Source organism: Agrilactobacillus yilanensis (genome assembly GCF_003946725.1).
GTDB classification, from domain to species: Bacteria; Bacillota; Bacilli; order Lactobacillales; family Lactobacillaceae; genus Agrilactobacillus; species Agrilactobacillus yilanensis.
The window spans coordinates 128445-145278 of sequence record NZ_RHOY01000003.1 but is presented as its reverse complement, the minus strand read 5'-3'; the positions used below and the strand labels follow the sequence as shown (position 1 = coordinate 145278).

Annotated in this window: 14 protein-coding genes and 1 other annotated feature; of the genes, 13 read left to right on the top strand and 1 reads right to left on the bottom strand. The window is 38.7% G+C overall.

The features are described from left to right. The first annotated feature begins 35 nt into the window (after nucleotides 1-35). The 11 genes from EKM93_RS03610 to EKM93_RS03560 all read left to right on the top strand — a co-directional run bounded on the left by EKM93_RS03610 (nucleotide 36) and on the right by EKM93_RS03560 (nucleotide 10613). Nucleotides 36-794 (top strand): TrmH family RNA methyltransferase, encoded by a 759-nt coding sequence (locus tag EKM93_RS03610; protein WP_125713168.1) that lies wholly within the window; start codon nucleotides 36-38, stop codon nucleotides 792-794. Between the two features lie 77 nt (nucleotides 795-871). Further along, nucleotides 872-1372, top strand: coding sequence for an HD domain-containing protein (locus EKM93_RS03605; protein ID WP_125713166.1), 501 nt, complete (start codon nucleotides 872-874; stop codon nucleotides 1370-1372). An 82-nt stretch (nucleotides 1373-1454) separates the two neighbouring features. Further along, nucleotides 1455-1820: a winged helix-turn-helix transcriptional regulator gene (locus tag EKM93_RS03600; RefSeq protein WP_191988483.1), complete on the top strand. Its 366-nt coding sequence runs from the start codon at nucleotides 1455-1457 to the stop codon at nucleotides 1818-1820. 46 nt (nucleotides 1821-1866) lie between these two features. Then, nucleotides 1867-2092: a binding site (T-box leader), on the top strand. A gap of 48 nt (nucleotides 2093-2140) precedes the next feature. Further along, nucleotides 2141-3187, top strand: a complete 1047-nt coding sequence (pheS, locus tag EKM93_RS03595) for a phenylalanine--tRNA ligase subunit alpha (RefSeq protein ID WP_125713162.1) — start codon at nucleotides 2141-2143, stop codon at nucleotides 3185-3187. An 8-nt stretch (nucleotides 3188-3195) separates the two neighbouring features. After that, entirely contained in the window at nucleotides 3196-5613 is a 2418-nt protein-coding gene (gene pheT, locus EKM93_RS03590; protein ID WP_125713159.1) for a phenylalanine--tRNA ligase subunit beta, read from the top strand. 87 nt (nucleotides 5614-5700) lie between these two features. Beyond that, complete coding sequence (mltG, locus tag EKM93_RS03585) at nucleotides 5701-6846, top strand: endolytic transglycosylase MltG (RefSeq protein WP_125713157.1); 1146 nt, start codon at nucleotides 5701-5703, stop codon at nucleotides 6844-6846. 209 nt (nucleotides 6847-7055) lie between these two features. Beyond that, nucleotides 7056-7529, top strand: coding sequence for a transcription elongation factor GreA (greA, locus tag EKM93_RS03580; RefSeq protein ID WP_125713155.1), 474 nt, complete (start codon nucleotides 7056-7058; stop codon nucleotides 7527-7529). 238 nt (nucleotides 7530-7767) lie between these two features. Beyond that, nucleotides 7768-8562 (top strand): cell wall-active antibiotics response protein LiaF, encoded by a 795-nt coding sequence (gene liaF / locus EKM93_RS03575; protein ID WP_125713153.1) that lies wholly within the window; start codon nucleotides 7768-7770, stop codon nucleotides 8560-8562. Continuing rightward, nucleotides 8559-9626, top strand: coding sequence for a sensor histidine kinase (locus tag EKM93_RS03570; protein WP_125713151.1), 1068 nt, complete (start codon nucleotides 8559-8561; stop codon nucleotides 9624-9626). Before liaF ends, EKM93_RS03570 begins: the two co-directional genes overlap by 4 nt. Then, entirely contained in the window at nucleotides 9619-10251 is a 633-nt protein-coding gene (locus tag EKM93_RS03565; protein WP_125713149.1) for a response regulator transcription factor, read from the top strand. The genes EKM93_RS03570 and EKM93_RS03565 overlap by 8 nt, the downstream gene beginning before the upstream one ends. A 56-nt stretch (nucleotides 10252-10307) precedes the next feature. Beyond that, nucleotides 10308-10613: a HesB/YadR/YfhF family protein gene (locus tag EKM93_RS03560; RefSeq protein ID WP_125713147.1), complete on the top strand. Its 306-nt coding sequence runs from the start codon at nucleotides 10308-10310 to the stop codon at nucleotides 10611-10613. A gap of 653 nt (nucleotides 10614-11266) precedes the next feature. On the opposite strand, the gene EKM93_RS03555 is transcribed toward EKM93_RS03560, so the two are convergent. After that, nucleotides 11267-13900 (bottom strand): YfhO family protein, encoded by a 2634-nt coding sequence (locus tag EKM93_RS03555; RefSeq protein ID WP_125713145.1) that lies wholly within the window; start codon nucleotides 13898-13900, stop codon nucleotides 11267-11269. Nucleotides 13901-14089: 189 nt separating this feature from the next. Between EKM93_RS03555 and EKM93_RS03550 the strand changes: the two genes are divergently transcribed. Further along, entirely contained in the window at nucleotides 14090-16201 is a 2112-nt protein-coding gene (locus EKM93_RS03550) for a peptidoglycan D,D-transpeptidase FtsI family protein (protein ID WP_125713144.1), read from the top strand. A gap of 78 nt (nucleotides 16202-16279) precedes the next feature. Continuing rightward, nucleotides 16280-16834, top strand: a complete 555-nt coding sequence (locus tag EKM93_RS03545; protein WP_125713142.1) for a 5-formyltetrahydrofolate cyclo-ligase — start codon at nucleotides 16280-16282, stop codon at nucleotides 16832-16834.

The window sequence follows — 16834 nt, the reverse complement described above, 5'->3', positions numbered from 1 at the left end:
TATAATACAATAAAAAACGGTCAGGAGTAAAAGTATTGAAACAAATTGATTCTCCAAAAAACGACACGATTAAAGAAATCATCAAATTGAAGCAGACAAAATATCAAAATCGCCAGCAGCAATATTTACTGGAAGGTCGGCATGAAATTAGTGAGGCGATTCAAAGTAAAGCGCCAATTCAGCAGTTACTAGTTACCGAAACGCAAATCTTACCTTATTTAAAATATGCCGCTGATTTTGAACTTATTCAAATTAGCGCCCAAGTGAGCCAGCATTTATCAGCCACTAAAACGAACCAAGGTGTTTTTGCGGTGATGCAAATTACAGATACCGCTTTGCCAAAACAACTTTCAGGTGCTTGGCTGCTGCTAGATGACTTGCAAGATCCTGGTAATGTAGGCACAATGGTGCGGACTGCCGATGCGGCAGGTTTTGCTGGCGTTATTCTAGGCGAAAAGACCGTATCTATTTATAATGACAAAGTTTTGCGGGCGATGCAAGGTAGTCAATTCCATTTACCGATTTATAAAGGAAATTTGACCGAAGCTGTGGCACAATGTCAACAGCAAGGTTTATCAGTTTTTGGAACAGCGTTAGATCCTCAAGCTAAAAATTATCAAACAGTCACGCCTTTAAAAGATTTTGGCTTGGTTATTGGTAATGAAGGTAATGGGGTCCGTCCAGAGATTTTAGCGCAGACGGATGAAAATTTGTATATTCCAATTCTTGGCAAGGCAGAATCCCTTAATGCCGGGGTTGCAGCAGGTATTTTAATGTTTTACCTACACCAATAATCTTTATTTAACGTGAAAAGCATGTTATAATTAAGGTTGCTAAAGATTATGTGACTGTCTATAAAAGGAGCTTTTGAATGTCAGAAAAGAATTGGCAGAATGATTCTGAATATGTCGCATTGGTATCAGATTTATTGGTACGTGACGAAGTGTTAAGATTGGCAGAGTTTACGCAGCATTATTACTCTAATCGGTTGGAGCATTCTTTGCATGTATCTTACCGCAGCTATTTAATTGGCAAAAAATTAGATTTGAACACAAGAGCATTGGCAAGAGCCGGTTTGTTACACGATTTATTTTATTACGATTGGCGTAATACGAAGTTTGATATGGGCACACATGCCTATGTCCATCCCCGTATCGCTTTAAGAAACGCTGAGAAGTTAACCGACTTAACCCCAATGGAAAAAGATATCATCGTTAAACATATGTTTGGTGCCACCAAAGCTTTACCTAGATATAAGGAAAGCTGGGTTGTCACACTAGTAGATGATTATTGTGCTTTAGAAGAAGTTGGTGATCCGTTATATCATCGAGTTGCCGATAAAATCAAACTTAGATTTGGTGTTTCTATTTAATCATCAAAAATACTAGCAAAAAGGTTGCGATAAGCGGCCTTTTTGTTTATACTTTTTTTTAGTAAGTAGAGGTGACATTATGATTGAAAAAACAAAAAGTAGCGTAGAAGCCGATTGTTGTGGCGAAAATGCACAACTTTGTCCAAAATTTACCAAAACTTTCTCAATCCTAGGTAAAAAATGGAACGGCTTAATCATCGAGGTTTTATTGGAGCACGGCGCATTGCGTTTTAAAGATCTTTCCAGCAACATTGCAAAATGCAGTGACCGGGTATTGGTTGAACGTTTGAAGGAGTTGGAAAGCGAAGGTCTTGTCCAACGGGTAACATTTTGTGATTCAGCTTTGATTGAATATCGTCTTACTGAAAAGGGTGCGGCTTTAGGCCCTGTCATGACTGCCGTTCATAGCTGGGCAGATACGTTTGTCAAAGATAGCGAGTGTCATTAAGACGGTTGACAATCAGTCATAATGCGGTATTATAACTTTATATTCATTAAAAACGTTGAAGGAAAGTAGTAATAATTTTTGAAGTTGTCAGAGAAGTTTCCAAGTTCTGAGAGGAAACCCAACTTGATGATTATGAATTCACTTCCTGAGTTGACACCTAGAGTTAATTGAAAGTGTTCCGGTTGAGTGGCCGTTAAACATGAAGTGTATAATACTGATGCTGATCAGTGTTGTAAATTAGGGTGGTACCGCGTGTAGACCTCGTCCCTTTCTTGGGATGGGGTCTTTTTTTGAATAAAAATGGCGAAAGGAATTTTATTATGAGTTTAAAAAATGATTTGGACAACTTAAAACAAAAAGGCTTGGCTCAAATTCAAGAAGTAGATTCTACAAAGGTTTTAAATGACATCAGAGTCAGCTTGCTTGGGAAAAAGGGGCCAATTACAAATGTACTTCGAGGGATGAAAGATCTCAGCGCTGAAGAAAGACCAAAAGTTGGTGCTTTTGCAAACGAAGTACGGGATACATTGACTGAAGCCATTGAAGCTAAAAAAGACGAACTACAAGCACAAGTTTTAAATAAAAAATTACAAGAAGAAACGATCGATGTGACGTTGCCAGGTCGGCCGGTTTCTGTTGGGACGAGCCATGTATTATCCCAAGTTATGGATAACATTGAAGAATTATTTATTGGCATGGGTTATCAAGTAGTCGATGGTCCAGAAGTTGAAGAAGATCATTACAACTTTGAAATGATGAATATGCCTAAAGATCACCCCGCACGGGATATGCAAGATACATTTTATATTACGCAAAACGTATTAATGCGGACACATACATCACCAGTACAAGCTAGAACTTTAGAGAAACATGATTTTTCTAAAGGTCCGCTAAAAATGATCAGTCCCGGTCGTGTTTATCGTCGGGATACTGATGATGCTACCCATTCCCATCAATTCCATCAAATTGAAGGCTTAGTGGTGGACAAACATATCACAATGGCTGATTTAAAGGGCACATTGGAAGTTTTGGCACGGCACTTTTTCGGTGAAGATCGCGAAATTAGATTGCGGCCAAGTTATTTTCCATTTACCGAACCTTCTGTAGAAGTAGATGTTTCTTGCTTTAACTGTAACGGTGAAGGGTGTGCGGTCTGCAAACATACTGGTTGGATTGAAGTTTTAGGTGCGGGCATGGTGCATCCCAATGTGATTAAAAATGCCGGTGTTGATCCGGAAGTTTACGGTGGCTTTGCTTTTGGTTTAGGCCCAGATCGATTTGCGATGTTGAAGTATGGCATTGATGACATTCGGCAATTTTATTTGAATGATATTCGCTTCTTACATCAATTCAAAGTGGAGGATTAATAAACGTTATGAAGATTTCATATCAATGGTTACAAGATTATATTAAATTAACGGAAGATCCTGACGTTTTAGCAGACAAAGTTTCTAGAACAGGGATTGAAGTGGCTGGGGTCGATTATCCGAGCCGAGGCTTGAAAAAAATTGTTGTGGGGCATATTAATCAAGTAGAACCTCACCCGGATTCAGATCATCTGCATATTTGCCAAGTGGACGTCGGTGAAGCTGAGGCTTATCAAATTGTCTGTGGTGCACCTAATGTGGCTGCCGGACAAGATGTCATTGTCGCCTTACCAAATTCCAGAATTGCAGATAATGTCAAGATCAAAAAAAGCAAAATGCGTGGCGTTGTTTCTCAAGGCATGATTTGTGCTTTGCAAGAAATCGGCTTTTCAGATAGTGTTGTGCCTAAAGATTATGCCAACGGAATTTATGTTTTCACTGAACCTGTTACAGTGGGTGAACCTGTCTTTAAGTATTTAGGGATGGATGATGCTATTTTAGATTTTGATATTACCCCCAATCGGGCAGATACATTAGGGATGCATGGGACCGCCTGGGAAGTCGGCGCGATGTACAATGAGAAACCACAATTCAAAAAGCCGGTTGTAACTGAAAGTCAGACACCAGCTCGTGATTTGTTGAAAGTAACCGTTGAAAATAAAGCTAAAGTACCAGCTTATTACTTGCGGGTTGTTGAAAATATCAAGATCAAACCAAGTCCAATGTGGCTGCAAATTCGTTTGTGGCATGCGGGTGTTCGGCCAATTAATAATGTGGTCGATATTACAAATTATATTATGCTGACTTATGGTCAACCATTGCACGCCTTTGACTATGATAAATTAGGGCCAAAACAAATTGTGGTCCGTAATGCTAAAGCCGATGAACCTTTAACAACCTTAGATGGGGTTGAACGGACATTAACAACGGAAGATTTAGTCATTACAGATGGTGTTGCACCTTTAGGCTTTGCTGGGGTTATGGGTGGCTTAGATTCTGAAATTACAGATACGACAAAAACAGTTGTTTTGGAATCTGCATTATTTAACGGCACAAGTATTCGTAAAACCGCGCAACGTCATAATTTGCGAACAGACGCCTCAACACGTTTTGAAAAAGGTATTGATAATGCGTCGATTCAAGAAGCTTTAGAAGCTGCAGCTAGCTTATTGACAGAGTTGGCAGATGCCCAAGTTGCTAAAGGTATCTTGGTTGGTAATGACTATGTGGCTGAAGATACGGTTGTTGCTATTAAAGTGAGTCGAATTAACCATGTTTTAGGGACAACATTAAGTACAGACACAATCACTGATATTTTTGAACGTTTAGGTTTCGGTGTCAAATTAGAAACGGATGACCAATTAATGGTCAGTGTACCGCCAAGACGCTGGGATATTAGTATCCAAGCAGATTTGATTGAAGAAGTTGCCCGGATGTACGGCTATGATAACTTACCTTCAACCCTACCCGTTGTGGCAATGAATCCTGGGAAATTTAACCCGCAGCAACAATTTATTCGACGGGCAAAACAAATGATGCAGGCTTCTGGTTTATCTGAAGTCATCAGTTATGGTTTAACGACTGAAACAAAGGCAACACAATTTTTAATGACGCAAAATGATGTTTTAACAAAACTAGATTGGCCGATGACTGTAGACCACGCTTATTTACGGTTGAATTTGATTAGTGGTTTGTTGAATGATGTTGCTTATAATATTGCCCGGAATCAAACGGATTTAGCGATTTATGAACAAGGTCGTGCTTTTACTAAGACTGAAGCGGCCATTCGCCCAGATGAACGGGAATATTTGGCAGGGGCCGTAACGGGCTTAGTCAAACAAGCAAATTGGCTACAAACAAAGCAAGCTGCTGACTTTTATTATTTAAAGGGCATTGTGGACCAGTTCTTAACCGCCCATAATTACACCGGAGCGGTAACGTATGTGCCAAATGAGAAACGGCCAGAGATGCATCCAGGGCGGACAGCAGATATTTATGTTGGGACGCAGTTTGTAGGCTTTATTGGTCAAGTGCATCCCGCAATTGCCAAAGCTTACGATATCAATGAAACTTATGTCTTCCAGTTAGATTTAACGACACTTTTGACCTTAACTTCAGAACGGTTGATTTCTCAAAGTGCCCCTAAATATCCAGCAGTGACTCGGGATATTGCCTTATTATTGGAAAAAGATGTTTCTAATGAACAAGTTGTTACGATTATCCAGCGCCGTGGCGGTCAATATTTGCAAAACATTCAGCTATTTGATGTTTATCAAGGTAAAAATATTAAACTAGGCCATAAATCATTAGCCTATAGTTTGACATTCCAAAATTCAGAAGCAACGCTGACAGAAGATGCGATTAATGAACAAATGGCGAAGATTGTTGATCATTTAAAAGCAGAGGTTCATGCGGAAATTAGATAAATTTAATCATGTTTCTGTGATAAGCTCGTGCAAATTCTAGCTAAGTTTTGTATAATGTTATAGATTAAGCATTCAGGAGGGCTAGTTTTGCGTGAGAATAATAATAAAGACGATTCCCAAACGGAATTAGAAGCTGCCGCGCAAAAACGAAAACACCAGCGTCGGACCGAGAAAAAAGCTGCAAATAAAATTGTGACTTGGGTTATTGGTGTGTTAATCGTTTTGATAATTATTTTAGGCTTTGCCAGTTATCATTATGTGAGCAGTTCATTAAAACCGTTAGACAAAGACAGTAAAGCACAAGTAACGGTTAAGATTCCAATTGGTTCTACGAATAAAGAAGTCGCTACAAGATTAGAAAATAAAAATATTATTAAAAGTGCCACGGTTTTTAACTATTATGTGAAAACACATAATTTCTCAGCCTTTCAAGCGGGCACATATTCCTTTTCACCAGCGCAAACTTTAGCGCAAATTACCAGCGAGTTACAGCAAGGTCCAGTTAAAAAGGTGATTGCTAAGGTGACGGTTAAAGAAGGGGTAACCATTGAAGAAATTGGGACGGCCATTCAAAAAGAAACGAAATTTAAAAAATCAGATTTTATGAAGCTGATGAAAGATGAAAGTTATTTGAAACGGCTGCAAAAGAAATATCCTAAGTTGCTAGATTCTACAATGAGTTCTAAAAAGGTGCGCTACCATTTAGAAGGTTATCTATTCCCAGCGCGTTATGATGTTTATCAAGGCGATACTTTAAAGACGTTAGTGGATAGTATGGTTTTGAAGATGAATCAAGTGATGACGCCTTATTATAGTCAAATCTCTAAAAATGATATGACAGTTCAAGAAACCTTAACATTGGCATCCCTTGTCGAACGAGAAGGGGTTACAAAGAGTGACCGGCGTAAGATAGCTGGGGTCTTTTTGAACCGCTTAGACATAGATATGCCGATTCAATCTGATATTTCAGTAATGTACGCTTTGAATACCCATAAAGAAAGCTTGACGAATAAAGATACTTCGGTTAAGTCACCTTATAATCTGTACAAGAATACAGGTTATGGGCCAGGACCGTTTAATTCACCAAGTCTAGAGTCCATTCAAGCTGTATTGGATCCATCAGATCGAGATCAAAATTATCTTTATTTTGTAGCGAATTTGAAGACTGGTAAAGTTTATTATAGCCACAACTACTCCCAGCATTTACAAACTAATGCAAGTTTAGGGCAATAATTAATTTTAAAAATAGGCATTCACAGATGATGGAGGCTGACACTAGTAAGCTATATTGTGTCGGCCTCCTATCTGTAGCTTGTTAAGATTATATGATTTGAAAAAGTAAATTAAGTCCGTCTATTGACAAAAACCTTTTCAATAAATATGATATCTACTTGTAATGAAAAAACTAAAAGTAGCAAATTAATTTAATGAGGTGTATCAACATGGCACAAAAATCTTTTCCAATGACCGCAGAAGGTAAAGAAAAGTTAGAAGAAGAATTAGAAAATTTAAAAACAGTCAAACGACCAGAAGTTATTGACCGGATCAAAATCGCTAGAAGTTTTGGCGATTTATCTGAAAACTCTGAATATGAATCTGCTAAAGACGAACAAAGTGTTGTTGAATCACGGATTTCTCAAATCGAAGAAATGATTCGTTTTGCAGATGTTGTAGATGCATCAACCGTTGCGGAAGATGAAGTTTCCGTTGGTAAGAGCGTTACATTTTTAGAAGACGGTGAAGATGATCCTGAGACTTATCGGATCGTTGGGGCTGCAGAATCAGATCCTCTTGAAGGTAAAATTTCTAATGAATCACCGATTGCCGTTGCTTTGTTAGGCAAACGTACCGGTGAAAAAGTTAGCATTCAAACACCAGGTGGTACGATGGATGTTACCATTACAGAAGTGAAGTAAATTTAAATAACGTAAAGAGATCCAGTTTAACTTTAAGTTATAACTGAATTTAATAAAACAGCGGGGCCAAAAACCAATTTTGACCTCGTTTTTATTTGTCGTTAAATTATAATTAAAGCGGTGCTATCTTTCGGTCTTTAGTCTGATGCAATATCAGGCTTAGTTGGTTATTTGTTTGCTATAAAAGCTGTTAAAATAGTGTATAATAACTTAATACGGATTTTAAGGGAGCATTATTATGAATGGTATTTGGACGGCTTTTGCCATTATGATTTGTTTTGTATTTGCAATTCTTGGCTGGCAAGTTTTTAATAATCCCGGTTCGCTGATTTTATTAGTATTAGGTATTCTTTGTTTATTAAGACATCCGAAAGTGCAACAAAAGCGTGCTGCTAAAAAGGCTAAAAAAACGCAGGACACAACTCCTCGGCGTAAAGATTCTTTGAAGGCTGTGGGCTTAATTCTTATTGCACTGGCTTTAGGACAAAATATAAGTTTTTGGTTTTTACTGCTGATCATATTTTTCTTTATGGTTCTAGTCACTGGTACCAATACGGGCTGGAGTAAGGGACCACGGAGTTTGGGCAGTTTGATGCCTTGGAATCGTAAAGCCTATATTGCACCGGATATTACGACGGATGCCCCAAAAGATTTAAATACTGAAGAACGACAAGTGCACCACTGGTTTGGGGATACGACAATTGGTGAACAAATTTATACTTGGGATGATATTAATCTATCAGTTATCGCGGGTGATACAATTATTGATTTGGGTAATACTTTATTGCCGACAAATCGCGAAAATGTCATTTTGCTACGAAAGAGTTTTGGCCGCACACGAATCTTAGTACCAGTAGGCACTAAAGTACGCATTAACCACTCGGTGTTGCTAGGTAAGTTGACATTGGATGAACAACAATATAATCTGAAGAACGAAACAATTAATATGACTTTAAATGACCAAGAAGATAGTCGTGAGTTACGTATCATTACGAATGTTTTGATTGGGGATCTAGAGGTGATTTATGTATGACCAGATCATCTAGAATTTCTATATTTCTCGCAACAACGTTTAGTGCTTTGATTTTGATGGTTGCTATCAGTTTAGCTTATTTTATTGCTTATCGGGATGCAGCGGCATTATTAACCGTTTTAGGAACAAGAATTTTTAAAGTCCCCATTGGGGTTTATTTGTTTTTAATAGCAGTTGTGACGGGTGCGATTGCAACACTCGTCGTTTTTGTGAGCCAAAAACGGCAGTATGAGCAACTGAATAATAAAGTACAGAAATTAGTAGGTCAGCAATATCAAGATGACCTGTTTAAAAGTGATGTTTCGGATAATAATATTGAATTAGGGCTTGAACAATTGCGGCAACAACTTGTAAAATTACAACAAGAGGTTCAAATTTATTCTGAGCAGCCGATTGATGTGTCTGGACAATCTAAGGAACAAATATTAGAAGAAGAGCGCCATCGTTTAGCTCGAGAGCTCCATGACTCAGTGAGCCAGCAGCTTTTTGCGGCGATGATGATGTTATCGGCATTGAATGAAGTCGTTCAACGACAGGCTTCTGCTGAAAATAGCGACAAACTCATGAAACAAGTAGCCACGATTGAAAAGGTCATTAATGAAGCACAATCAGAAATGCGGGCTTTGTTATTGCACTTACGGCCAACGAACTTAGAAGGTAAGAGTCTGCGCCAAGGGATTGAATCTTTGGTGAAGGAATTACAGACTAAGATCAAGATTGAGATTAATGCAGAATTAGATGATGTGCACTTACCTGTGGGGGTAGAAGATAACTTGTTCCGAATTGTTCAAGAATTATTTTCTAATACCTTACGTCATGCTAAGGCCAATCGAATTGATATTTACTTAAAGAAATTAAATCAAGTCATTTTATTAAAGGTTGTCGATGACGGTGTTGGGTTTGATATGGCACAAGTTAGTGAGGCCGGCAGTTATGGCTTGAATAACATTCGTGAACGAACGAATGCAATTGGTGGGGCTTTCAAGTTAATTAGTTTTCCGAATAAAGGTACGAGTGTGGAAATTCGCATACCCGTCATAAAGGAGCAGGGGCAAGTTGATTAAAGTATTAATTGTAGATGATCATGAAATGGTTCGATTAGGTATTTCAACCTACTTAAGTATTCAAGATGATATTGATGTTGTTGGAGAAGCGGATAATGGGGCAATTGGTTTGCAAAAGGCATTAGATTTAAAGCCAGATGTCATTTTAATGGATGTGGTCATGCCAGAAATGGATGGCATTGAAGCAACTAAGCAGATCCTAAAAGCTTGGCCTAAAGCTAAAATTATTATTTTGACGAGTTTTATTGATGATGAGAAGGTTTATCCGGCGATTGAAGCTGGTGCGGCGTCTTATATTTTAAAGACGTCTACGGCTGAGGAAATTGCTAAAGCCATTCGCCAGACTTTTGCAGGTGAATCGGTATTGGAACCTGAAGTAACCACGAAAATGATGAACCATATCTCTAATCAAAATAAGACAGAGCTTTATGAAGATTTAACGAATCGGGAACAAGAAGTGTTGCAATTGATTGCGCAAGGTAAAAGTAATCAGGAAATTGCGGATGCTTTATTTATTACGTTAAAAACAGTTAAGACCCATGTTTCTAATATTTTATCTAAATTACAAGTAGAAGATCGAACACAGGCGGCAATTTATGCTTTTAAACACGGACTAGTTTCTTAGATTAATTTTGGTATAATAAGAATGTACCGTAATTTTATTGAAAAGGGGTATTTCAGATGGAAATAACCGTTTCTAATGAGGCTATTCAATGGTTTAAGTCCGAAATGGATTTAGTAGCTGGTGAAGGTATTCGTTTTTTTGGTAAAGTTTATGGCAAGACCAATGTTCATGAAGGTTTTTCAATTGGCATTGCCCGAGAAATTGCTACAACACCACTTGTTAAGACAGAAATTGACGGTTTAATTTTTTCTATAGATGCGACAGATGATTGGTTCTTTTCCGGATATGATTTAACTGTGGATTATGATGCTGCAGCGGATAGTCCGGTTTATCACTTTGAACCTGCGAAGTCTTCAATTTAGTTTTTTTGATTTTGAGTGTTGGCAGATTTTACCAGCACTTTTTTTGTGCAATGGCTAAACGGTTATTGGGGCTATGCAGGACAATATAAAAGGAGCTTGGGTCAAAAATTAATTTGATTCAGGCTCCTTTTAGGTTATCTATTGATCTTTTATAATTCTAAGTTAGTATTCGAGGCTTTCCCGCTCTAAACGCGTTCACCAACACTGATTTCTACATATAACTACGCCTTGTTGCTAGTCGCAGGCGACTATCTACCAAGTCTAGGTTATATTGCGAAATCACCCGTGTTGGCTCACGCTCTGGCTTAAACGCGTTCAAAAAGACTGATTTCTGCGCTTAGCCACGTCTAACTTGTAAGCGAAGCCCGCTCACGGCGTTAGCCTAGGCTATGCTCAAAATCAACTCGTCTTTTGTCCCGCTCTAGTTCGCGCTCTGACCTAAACGCGCTCACTAGAGCAAAGCTCTCACCTAACTACGAATCTCTTGTGTGTCTGACGACACCCTGCAAGATTCTAGGTTAGTATTCGAGGCTTTCCCGCTCTAGTTCGCGCTCTGAGTTAAACGCGTTCAAGGTCACTGACTTTTCACATAACTACAAATTACTTGTAAGCCAAGTTCGGACTTCCAGCGTAATTTTAGGTTATGCTCAAAGTCAAACCGTGCCCTTTCCCGCTCTTTTCTTTTCCAAGATGATGCTGCTGCCGATGCCGATAATTGCGAGGCTGGTAATGATTAATCCGGTAATGAGGTAGGGTGGTCGATAATAGATTGTAATTTTATGTTTCCCGGGTTTTAACTGGGCGCCAACGAATGTTTTGAGTAATTGGCGCTTTTTAACGTGTTTATTATCGACTTTAATGTGCCAGCCTTTACCATTAGGAATCGAGGTCATTAAAACTTGGTCCTCTTTGGCGGTGATGGTGCCAGAGATTGTCAATGGGGTTACTTTGGTGTACTTCAGACTTTGCGCTTGTAACTGTTGATTCCAGCGTTTAAAGAGTTTTCGATTCATTTGCGAGATGCTCAAGTTATCTAACCAAAGATTATCGCCTTTTGAAGTTAATGTGATTTTGATGGGCTCGTCTTTTTGATGATCGGCAATGCCATAAACCAGTGTGTTGTCATAACTATCATCTAATTTAATCGTTTGTCCATTGATGTTTAGACCGACGACTTTATTATTTAATGAAGCGCCCCAGGTCATGTAGTATGGATCATCAGTAGTTGGGGTGAAAGTCAGGGTCACTTTGCCGGGATTAGATGTATTGATTTTAGTATAATCTAGCCCAATGGCTTTTTTCTTAAGTTTCATATTCTGTAGTTTTATTTGATAGCTTTCAGCTGTGAAGAGCGGTTGGGTTAAGTTTGGTGCGGTGCTATGGAGAATGGCTTCCTGCTGCGCTAAAGGAAAGCTTGTATAAGCCTTAGTGGTGGTCACTTGGTGATTTACCATGTAGGCGATAGGGAGGGCATAAGGATTTTTATGAATGGTTTGTAAACTCAAAACGTCTGTCGTGGTATATTCTGCTAAGTCCGGTCTAGAGGACACCACTGGTAAAACGCTGTTATTTGTTGAGCCAATAGCTGGTAACAAAGTATCTTGGCGTTCATGCATGAAATATTGCATCCCTAACAAGGCGTCTGTCAATAACGTACCGTTATTATAAGTGACGAAGCCATCACCTTTTGGTTGCCCAATTTTGCCAAAGAATTTGGTTACTTTAGGTTCCATCATAGAATTAAATTGGGAAGCCCCGTAATAATCTGCCTCCATAGGATCATTTTTAGTCCGTTCATAAGTTTTGCCAATACGATAAAAAGGCTGGGTTGCTTTTTGTTTGACCGCATTGCTGCCTTTAACGAGCTGGGTCGTATAATTGGCAAATTCGTTTTCGGTCAAATAACTGATAGGATCTAAGCTCAGCCAAAGATTAGTGCCCATTTCGATGGTGACAACAATTAAAAATAAATTATTGATGCCGTGAAAATGCGTTGTTCGCAGGTTCAACAGGACAAGAATGGACAGCATAAACAAAGCGGTGATGATAATTTGGGAGCGATCTAAGAAATTAAAATCTTTATTAACACTTAGCGCTAAAATACTCAAACCACTAGTAACCCCAAGACAGAGTAGGGTTTGTAAAGTAGAGATTTGGCGGGTATAACGCAAGGTGTAGGCGGCTAAAATTAAGAGCCAAAAACTGATGACAAATGAGAAACGATAGGGGTACCAAACTGGAAATTGTAAGCCATGCCATAATAGATCCAAGGGTTCATAACATAAAGAAAGTGCTAAAAATAAACTGATTAGTCCCGCAGTGATTTTTACCCGCAGTGGGATTCGACGCACGGTGAAAAATAAAATAAAACCGAACAAGGCTAAAGAACCTGTAAAAATATTGGCATAGCCAGTGGACATTTGATCAAAATTAAAAGTACCGATAAATAATTTTAATAAACCTTGCCAAGGCGCATATTCAAAGTGCCAATGAATTTTAGTGATGGTGTATTGGCCTTTACTCTCAGTGAGGGCACTTAAAGTTGGAAGTAATAAAACGGCAGCTAAGCCAGCACCTAAAAGCCCGCCAGTGGTAAATTTTAGAAAAGACTGCCACCATTGTTTAAAATTCAAATTACGAATGACGGCTAAAAATAAGAAGTATAAAATACTGAATAGAACCACCATAAATCCAATGTAGTAATTTAATAAAATGGTCACGCCTAAAGTAATTGCAAACCAAAATGGATATTTTCGATACCAAAGATCAGACAGGCTCAAGGCAACTAATGGCAGCATAATGACGCCATCTAACCACATCAGATTAAAATGGTTGACGACTAAATAACTCATTAAGCCATAGCTGACGCCAAAAGTAGGCACGAGCAGGCCATCCAGCAGCTTAGATTTTTTGAAAAAAATGGCACTGGTTAAACCGGCACAGCCAAATTTTAAAATGGTCATCAGCCAAATAGCCACCGGAAAATATTTCTGGGGGGTTATTAAAAAGATAAGGTTAAAAGGACTTATTAAGTAATAGGCACTAACGCCAACCATATCGCCGCCCAGTGCTTTACTAAAGGAATACAGCAGTGTGGTGGGATGATGTAAAAGACTTGCTTTATAGTAGGCAAAAAAATCAATATATTGTTGGCCGAGATCGACAGTCAATAATGAAGATTTTCCAAAAGGATAGGTGCCTCGACAAGCAAAATAGAGTAATATTAAGAGAGCCGGAATAAAAAAGCTCAGATAGTATTGATAGTTTCTTTTGATGTGCTTGAGCATCGTGAATTACCTCAATGTTTAATGATTTTTGGATTTTGTAGAAGCTGGGGACTGGCCTTTAAAAAAACTATAACTTTAAGGCAGCCCTCTTATCAAAATCACAGTTTTATATTACAATAAATAACAGTTTACAACCAATGCAGTCAGTTCACAATCTTTATACAATGAAATAATTAGGAGTTTAACAATTTGAAGTATCTTAAAAAGCAAATACAATCTTCAAGACAAGCCAGTAATTCTAAAATTCCAATTCGCTTAAATATACTATTTTTCGTCGTCTTTTTATTATTTGCGGCGTTAGTTGCACAATTAGCCTACTTGCAAATCATTCATGGGGCGTCTTTTCAGTCCGAAGTTGATCGTACGGATCGAACGGTAATCCAGGGTAGTGTACCTAGAGGGATGATCTACGATTCCAAAGGCCGGGTCATGGTGGGCAATCAGGCCAATAGTGCGATTGCCTATACTAAATCAATGGACGTCAAAACTTCTGATATGGTAAAAGTTGCCCAGCGCTTAAGCAATTATATTACAGTAGATACCAGTAAGCTGACAGAGCGAGATTTAGCAGATTACTATTTATCCGATACAAAGCGATTAGAAAAAGTGATGAATTCTTTATCCAATGCGGCGACACATAATAGTAATAGCGATAAAATATCAGATACGGCCATTTATAAATTGGCCGTTGCTAAAGTAATGAAGGCCGATCATAGTTATAGCAAAAAAGTAAAGCAGCAGGCGGCAATTTATAAAACGATTAATGGCGCTTATCAATTATCGACGGTATTTATCAAAAATTCAGATGTGTCTTCAAAAGAAGTTGCTGAAGTCAGTGAACATTTGGAAGATTTACCAGGCGTTAATATTGGGACTGATTGGGAGCGGGCTTATCCTAATGGGGATTCTATGTCTAGTATCATTGGCAGTGTTTCCAGTGAAAAACAAGGTCTGCCAGAAGATCAGATCAATTCTTTGTTAGCTGAAGGCTATTCTCGAAATGATCGTGTGGGTACAAGTTATTTAGAACAAGAATATGAAGGTATTTTAAAAGGTACTAAATCCCAGACTGAAGTAACCGTGGGGTCAAACAATAAAGTCTTAAAATCTAATCAGATTTATGCTGGCTCTAAAGGTGATGATTTGAAACTAACCGTAGATTCCGACTACCAAGCAAAAGTTGAGGCGGCTTTAAAGACGCAGTTCTCTGCCGCAGTGGCAGCTGGGGATGCTTCTTATTCCGATGGGGCTTATGCTGTAGCTATGAATCCAAAAACAGGTGCAGTATTAGCGCTAGCCGGCGTTTATAACGATCCTAAAACAGGGAAGACAACCGATGACGCATTAGGTACGATTAACCGGACTTTTGTTATGGGTTCTTCTGTCAAAGGGGCGACAGTTTTAGGGGCGATGATGGATGGGGTTATCTCGCCAACCAACAATGTCCAGTCAGATGATGCGATTTATTTGCCAAGTACACCTGTCAAAAAATCTGTTTATCCAGTAGGAACGTTTAGCAGCATGAATGCCGTAACGGCGTTAGAAGTTTCTTCAAATATCTATATGATGCGCTTAGCCCTAAAAGAAGGGAATGCGGATTATATTGCCAATTCGTATATTCATATGGACGACGATATCTTTACAAAATTACGGGGTTACTTTAATCAGTTTGGCTTAGGGGTTAAAACCGGCATTGATATTCCTGGAGAATTGTCCGGGTATGAAGGTAGTACATTAAATGAATCAGGTCTGTTAAAAGTAGGTTCAGCACTGGATTTATCCTATGGGAACTATGACGCCTATACGTTAATTCAAATGGCACAATATGTTTCAACCATTGCTAACGGCGGTTATCGAATGAAACCTTATTTGGTGGAATCCGTTGAAAGCAGCGATAACAATGGGAATGCCAATAAATCTGTAACCAACACAAGCCCAACAGTTTTGAACAGAGTCGGTTTTACTTCTTCAGAGCTTGCTGTTGTAAAACAAGGATTTTATAACGTTGTTCATGGTAGTAATGCTTGGGGGACGGCCCATACATTAAAGGATATTTCACCGTCTGTTTCCGGTAAAACTGGGACGGCCCAATCTTTTTATAGCGACGGGGACAGTTTGACGAGTACAATTACCTCAAGTTTTGTAGGTTATGCACCATCCAGTGATCCAGAAATTGCCGTTGCCATTGTTTTCCCTAACTTATCTGAATCCGCAACAGCCCATTATAATCTAAATATGGCCCAGGAAATGATTCAAGATTATTTTGGATCAACAGATAGTTCGGATACCACTTCGGATTAGGGTATGAAATTACGGAATAACTTAGGTTATTAAATGTAAACATGGTATGATAGTCTTAACTTTCTTAGGGGGTACCTAATGGATAAAGTCACTTTTCGTAAGCAGCAAATTGATCGACTAGTTGAATTTTCAAAGACAGATCAAAAGGTAACAGAAGAAGCACAGCTAACTAAGGCGCTTTACCAGTTAGCGAGTTTTCAAAATGCCGAAACAATTGGTATTGTGATTGGACAAGCCATTGAATTTAATACAAAACCTTTGATTAAAGCGATTCAAAACTTAGGTAAGAAGGTTTATGTACCTAGAACGTTACCGGATTATCAAATGACATTTTTGCCTTATCCTGAAAAAGAAACGGATTTAGAAAAGAGTTCATTTGGTATTTTGGAACCTAAAATGGATGAAACTGCCCGTTTAGATCCACCGGATTTAGTAATCGTTCCAGGTATTGCCTTTTCAAAAGATGGCCATTATCGCATTGGCTTTGGTGCGGGCTATTATGATCGGTATTTAAATCGGTATCAACCTAAAACAACGGCATTGGTGCTGTCACCAATGCTCTATGATGCGCCACAGTGGCCGGTTTCTATGTTAGATGTACCGGTGGAAGATTTGTTAATTGCGCATGGATAA